Raw genomic sequence first — 7,297 nt, 5'->3', positions numbered from 1 at the left:
ATAGTCAACAACATTTTACTCGCATTTGATTTCATTTTTGTTATTGCAGGTGCTATAAACCCTAAAATAACAAGTGGTACAGAGAAAAATATAACTTGTCCTAAAATAAATTTAACTGTATTTATAAGACCTATAATTTTTACTCCTGCCGTCAAACCAATGATTACACCCAAACCAACCCCTAAGATTAACTTAAGTATAAGTGAATCTTTAATTTTTGCCATAACATACCCTCCCTGAAAAATATAATAATTTTTTAATAATTCTAAAGTAATAATACTACTTTTTTAAAAAAAAATCAAATTTTTAACTGAAAAAATGTTTAATTTTAGTGTTTTACATTCACTTTTAAACCTTTCTCTCTATTAAAACCTTTATTTTCCAGTGAAATTCTATTATAAATCTTTTTCATTAATTCTAACTTTCTATCTCTTATTTCCCCCGTTAAAACTACCTGATTTAACAATTCATTTAGATTTATTCCTAAACAATTTTCTCCAGAACTATCTATACCCATTTTTAATATATTTTTAAAATTTCTTATATCCCCATATCTCACACACTGAAATAGTATATTTTCATTTAATTTATTTTTCTGATTTATATTTATTTTCATTTTTAATAAATAACTTGTTAATTTCTTATTTTTATTTCTAATAGAATGGAATAACATATTTTCTAAATTATTATCTTTTTCATCAATATTTAAACCTTTCTTTAAAAAGTAACTAATCAATTCAATAGAATTATCATAATTTCTATAAGCAATATAAGTTAACAAAGTATATTTAATGTTTGCTTTTCTTTTTATATCTCCACCTAAAAAAAGTATCATTTCTATAATATCCTTATCTTTATATTCTAAAGATTTAAAAAGAGGAGTTAATTTATTTCTATCAAAACAATTTATTTCTTTATCTCTTATCAACAATTTCACTATATCTATTTTATTTTCTAAATTTTTAAATTTTTCTTTTAATATTTTAATCCTCATCTCTGATATTTTTTTTCTATTTCCTGATTTTTCATAAAATTTTAAAGATACCTTATATTCTTTTTTATAGAAATAAATATCCCCCAACAATATATCTTCTCTCTTCCTTTTAAAATAAGGAATCATTCTATTCACTTCTTTAATAGAATAGTCATTTTTAAATAATTTTTTAGAAATATTCTTTTTTAACTCTTGATATCTATATTCTATATTTAAAATATCAAACATGTATTTCAAACATTTAATTTCATCTTTTCTTTCTAAAATATTATCAACTATCATTTTTTTATATTTTATTTTCCTATTATTTAGATTATATACTTCTATTTTCTTTAAAGCTATTTTATAATCTCCATTAAAAATATCTTCTTCTATCTCCCTTCTAAAAATCCAAGTTGGATCTCCCGCATTAACAAATGCTTCTTTTGCTTCTTTTAATTTTTCTAATTTATACAGCTTTTTTCCCTCTTCAAGCCATTCTTCTTTTGTTGATTCACTCTTTTCCTCGATTATTTTTTTTACAATATTATCTTCACTTTTTTCCAAAGATAATATTGTATTTAATTTTGCAAATAAAGGATTTCCATCTAATTCTTCTTCCATAATTATTAAATTTTTAACAGCTCGTGTTATTCCTACATAAAACAAATTAAAATATTTTCTATACCTTTGATCTAGCTTCACTTCTTTAGATAAAATTTTTTCCCAAGCCCATAAATTTTTAGAAATTATATTAAAACAAATAATATCTTCATACTCTAACCCTTTTATCTCCTCTATGGTGAATATTCTATGTAATCCTTTATCTAATAAAAATTCTTTATCTTGATTATCTGAAACTAGTATAGCTGCATTAGATCTATTCATTTTTTTCAACATTCCAAAATCAAGATTAGAAACATTAACCGTTCCTTCCTTCACAACAAAACTCTCTTTATAATCTTCTATTCCTTTATCCCCTATATACTTCTTTCTTATATCAGTTAAACCATTAGCTAATTTAACTATCTTTTCTGAATTTCTATAATTTTTAGAAAGTAAGCTTTCAAAAACTTTTATATTTTTACTATAGTATAAATTTCTCATCCTTTCAAAACTAAAAGCATTAACCGCTATCATCTGATGTATATCTCCAGCTATCAACATATTATTTTTATTTTTAGTCAATGAAAACAATAAATATATTTCAACTTCAGTAAAATCTTGAATTTCATCAACAACTATAAAATCAAAAATTTCGTCTTTTATTAAACACTTCACAGCTAAATCATTTGAATCATAATATCCATTATTTTTTTTCCATTGATTATATTTTTTGCAAATTTTATAAATTTCTTTTTTTTGTTTCTCATCTAAAGCACTATAATTTTTACTTAAGTTCAAATAATCTTCCAACGATAAATAACTAGTACCTCTATTTCTATCCCAATTATCAACTTTTCCGGAACTCATAAGTCCTTCTATTATCCCTAATATTTCAAAATATATATTTGATAACTCTATTTTTAATTTTTCAACATTAGGAAATGAAATTTTCAAAAATTCTTTAAAATTTTGAAAATCAACAATTTTTCTTTTATCTATATTTAAAACTTTTTTATAATAATTATTTAAAGTATAAAATTCAACAATCTCATCATTTTCCAAGCTTCTAAAAACACTATACTTTGATTCAACATCATCTTTTAAAAGTAAATTTCTAGTAAAATAACCTATTTTTTTAATATTGTACTCAAATTGATGTTCTTCTAAATTTAATATTTTTCTAAGAGTTATTGTGCTTTTACCACTCCCTGCACTTCCTGCAACAAATAAAGGATTCCCTTTTTTTAAAGCTTCATACTGCTGATCATTTAAATAATAATACCTTTTTTCTTTAGTATTTCTAAAAAATTCATCATTTTTAAATTCATAAGAAATTATATCATTATAGTTTTTCCTTATTTCTTCCTCATCTTCTTTTGAAATCTCCTCTTCTTTTATTTTTAACTTACTCAGATTAAATTCATTTATATTTTTAACTGTTATTCTATCATTTTTTAAAATTCCCTTATCATGACTAGAATACAATATAAATGTTACTCTTTCCTCTTCTCCCGCTCTTCTTTCTAAAGAAAAGAATATCCGATCTCCATTATTTACTCTAAATTCAAATCTATTATCAAATCCTTTTATCTTCTTTATCCAAAATCCTTTGGATAATTTTTTTATATTTTCTTTATTATTTTCAATTTCTTTATAGAAATAATAAAGTTTTTTTGTTACTATTTCTTTTTTCTCATTTGAAATATTTTTAAAAAATTTTTCTCTAATAAAAAAATTCATCAAATCCCTTTCTTTCTCTTTTTTATTAACAGTATAATACAATTAATGCTTTAAATCAATTACAAACAACTCCCCATAAATAATTTAACTTTAAAATATATAAAAAAAAGAACCTTTAATTTTTTTCAAAGGATCTTTCTTTAATATTCTAATAAAATTATCTATTTTATATTATTTAATTCTTTTTCTTTTTTTAAAACAAGTTCATATTTTTTTAATTCATTTAAAGCTTCACCTATTAATGGACTTAAAAATATAATATTTATAACTGTCATTATTCCCAATCCAAAATCAGCTAAAGACCAAACAAAAAAGTTTTGTTGAATTCCACCTATATACACCATTAAAACAATTGATATTTGATACATCATATTAACAAAAATCTTTTCACTTATAAAATTTAAAGCGTTTTTTCCATAATAAGCCACTGCTAAAATAGTGCTTAAAGAAAAAAAGAAAATTACAATTACTGTAAATGGTATTCCTACCCACCCTATATGAACCTTCAATGATTCTTGAAATAAAGCCATACCGCTAAACTCTTTTCCTTGTAGCATCATTCCATTAATTCCTGAGATTTTTTCAGCTCCTGCTAACAATATTACAAAGGCTGTTGCTGAACACACTACCAAAGTATCTACGAACACTCCTAAACATTGAACCATACCTTGTTTAGCTGGTTCTTCCACATCCACAACTGCTGCTGCATAATTGGAATTCCCACTTCCTGCTTCATTAGAAAACAATCCTCTTCTAACTCCTTGCATCACAACAATACCTATACCTCCACCAAATATTTCTTTTGCACCAAAAGCCATTTTAAATATATTTGATAGCATACTTGGTATTTGTGAAAAATTAGTTACGATAACAAATATCACTACCCCTAAATATAAAATTGCCATAAAAGGAACAATTTTATTTAAAGTATCTATTATTGCATCTTTTTTCCCTTTACCAAATATTATAGCGGCAACTATCAATGTTAAAACTATCGCCACCATTCTTTGATCAAGAGAATAAGCACTAGCAACTGACTCAGTTATTGAGTTTGCCATAACTTGAGTTACACCTGTGTAACACAATATGGAAGCTACTGCATAAATAACTCCAACTTTTCCCATCTTCAATCTTTTTCTTAATATCCAAGGGGTTCCACCTATATATTTATCTTTTCCTATTTTATCTCTATACAATACAGCTAGTGTTGCCTCTATAAAAGATGTAGCTGCACCAAAAAGAGCTACTATCCACATCCAAAATAAAGCTCCTGGACCACCTACTGTAATCGCTGCTACAACTCCTGCTATATTTCCTGCTCCAACTCTACAAGCTGTACCTAAAAAGAATGTTTCTAAAGAACTTATCCCACTTTTATCCTTTTCTTTTTTTGTTAAAACAGATATTATCGTTCTAAACAATCTAAATTGCATAAATCTACTAGCTATAGTTGAAATTATAGCTGCTCCTATTAACATTACTACTAAAATATTTTTTCCCCACAGGAAATTATTTACTCCATCAATTAATGATTTTATTATCATGCTTTAAAATGCCTCCATCTTCTATTATATATTATTAGTAATTATATCATTATTAATAATAATATCATAGATAACAATATTTTTTGTTTTTTGTTCGTACTATTTTTTGTTAAGCTTGATTTTAACTAAAATTATATATATTTTTTTGTTTTTTTATATTCGGTATATCTTATAATAGTCTCAAAAATAGCGAATAAACTATCGGTAAAAAAATTGCTGGCAGCATATTACTAACCTTAATATTTCTTTCTCCAAAAACTATCGTAATTCCCAACGCCAAAAGAACGACACCACCTACCGAAGATATATCTTGTATTATTTCTTGAGTTACTAAAGTACTTATAGCTGATCCAAAAAGATATATTATAAATTGATACACAATTACTATCATACCTGAAAATATAACTCCCACTCCATAACTTGCAGCAAAAATTATAGCACTTATACCATCCATAATAGATTTTATAGTTAAAATTTCATTATTATTTTTTAATGCTATTTCTAAAGGTCCTAATATAGCCATTGATCCAACACAAAAAATTATAGTTGATACAACAAATCCTTTTGCTATTCCCTCTTTACCTTTAGTAAATTTATTCTGAATATATTCTCCCATATTCTTTAATTTTGCATCTAAATCAATAACTTCTCCTACAATTACCCCTATTACTAAATAAGCTAAATTTAACATACCATTTCTATAATTCAAAGCCTCCTTTAAGGCTATAACTATTATATTTAAAGCTACAACTTTAATAATACTACTTGAAACCTTTTCTGAAACATATCCTCTAAATTTATGTCCTAAAAAACCTCCTAAAAATATAGCTATACCGTTTAAAAAAATCATCTCCATAAATTTCCCCCTAATATTTTTTTAATAAAAACAATTATACCAAACTTCTATCCTAAAAGTAATTTTTATTTATATTTTTAATATTATAATTGACATTTTTTCACTATTCTGATATTATTTTTAACTAAAGCCATTTTTATGACTTTACAAAATTTAAAATGAAATAAAGAAAGGGGAATTAGTTTTGTCAAATAAAAATCTAATTGAGAAATTATTTAAAGTTGAAGAAAGAAATTCAACTATACGTACTGAAATTATGGGAGGAATCACTACATTTTTCACTATTGCTTACATCATCTTTGTACATCCTTCTATTTTATCTTTAACAGGAATGGACAAGGGAGCTTTAATAAGTGTTACTTGTTTAGCCGGTGCTATAGGTACTTTGCTTACTGCTTTTGTAGGAAATGTTCCTATTACTATGGCACCAGGAATGGGATTAAATGCTTTCTTTACTTTTACGTTAGTTATGGGAAAAGGAGTACCTTGGCAAGATGCCTTAGGAATTGTATTTCTTTCTGGAGTATTCTTTCTTATCTTAGCTCTTTCTGGACTAAGAGAAAAACTAGCTCAAGCTATTCCAGGACCTTTAACTGCTGCTGCAACTGCAGGAATTGGATTATTTATAGCTTTTATTGGACTTAAAAACATGGGAATAATTGTTGCTCATCCAGCTACTTTAGTTTCACTTGGTAAATTTACACTTCCTGTTGTATTATCTCTTTTAGGACTAGCTCTTATGGCTATTTTTGAACAAAAAAGAGTAAAAGGTGGTATTTTATTAAGTATAATTATAATTACAATTATAGGAGCTTTCTTAGGACTTGTTGAGGTTCCTAAAACTCTTGTTTCAACTCCTCCTTCAATTGCACCAATTGCTTTTAAGTTAAATATTATGGGAGCTATGAAACTATCTCTTTTAGGAGCTATTTTTTCCTTCATGTTTATCGATTTATTTGATTCATTAGGACTTTTAATAGCTTGTTACAAAGAAATGGGAATGCAAGATGAAAATGGAAACTATATAGGATTAGGAAAAATGATGTTTGTAGATGTTACTTCTACAATATTGGGTTCTTTTTTAGGAACTAGTACAGTTACTGCTGTTAGTGAATCTGCTGCAGGAATTGCTTTAGGAGCTAGAACTGGTCTTGCTTCTCTAGTTACCGGACTTTTATTTCTTTTATCGCTTCTTATAACTCCTATTGTTGGAATGGTTCCTATGTTTGCAGCTGCTCCTTCTCTAGTACTTGTTGGAGTCTTCATGTTTAAAGCTGTTAAATTTGTTGATTGGACTGATGTAAAAACTGCTGTACCTGGATTTATAACTGTTATTTTTATGCCTCTTACATATAGTATTAGTATTGGACTTAGTTTTGGTTTTATCAGTTACATTGTCATGCATTTAGTAGCTGGAGAATATAAAAAAATTAATTTAGTTTTATGGGGAATTGGAATTCTATCAATTATAAATTTAATAGTTTAATGTAAAAAGCTAAGAATTAAAAAATTCTTAGCTTTTTTTACATGTTTTTGTTTAATTATATAGCTATTTGTACGTACAACAAATTATTTTTA

The 7,297-nt window shown here is 25.7% G+C and carries 5 protein-coding genes; 1 reads left to right on the top strand and 4 read right to left on the bottom strand.

Annotated features, from left to right (window positions below):
• The 4 genes from Q7K47_08605 to Q7K47_08590 form a co-directional block, all read right to left on the bottom strand.
• Positions 1-224, bottom strand: a 224-nt coding sequence (locus Q7K47_08605; protein MDP0507259.1) for a dicarboxylate/amino acid:cation symporter, incomplete at its 3' end; no start/stop codon positions are given.
• A gap of 104 nt (positions 225-328) precedes the next feature.
• Entirely contained in the window at positions 329-3,319 is a 2,991-nt protein-coding gene (locus tag Q7K47_08600; protein ID MDP0507258.1) for a hypothetical protein, read from the bottom strand.
• Between the two features lie 161 nt (positions 3,320-3,480).
• Entirely contained in the window at positions 3,481-4,863 is a 1,383-nt protein-coding gene (locus tag Q7K47_08595; GenBank protein MDP0507257.1) for an amino acid carrier protein, read from the bottom strand.
• A 169-nt stretch (positions 4,864-5,032) separates the two neighbouring features.
• Positions 5,033-5,719, bottom strand: a complete 687-nt coding sequence (locus tag Q7K47_08590; protein ID MDP0507256.1) for a DUF554 domain-containing protein — start codon at positions 5,717-5,719, stop codon at positions 5,033-5,035.
• 184 nt (positions 5,720-5,903) lie between these two features.
• On the opposite strand from Q7K47_08590, the gene Q7K47_08585 reads away from it, so the two are divergent.
• Positions 5,904-7,205, top strand: coding sequence for an NCS2 family permease (locus Q7K47_08585; protein MDP0507255.1), 1,302 nt, complete (start codon positions 5,904-5,906; stop codon positions 7,203-7,205).
• The last annotated feature ends 92 nt before the right edge of the window (positions 7,206-7,297 follow it).

This window comes from Fusobacterium sp. JB019 (assembly GCA_030673965.1).
Taxonomy (GTDB): Bacteria; Fusobacteriota; Fusobacteriia; order Fusobacteriales; family Fusobacteriaceae; genus Fusobacterium_B.
The sequence above is the reverse complement of the archived record's forward strand: the minus strand, read 5'-3'. Positions and strand labels throughout refer to the sequence as shown.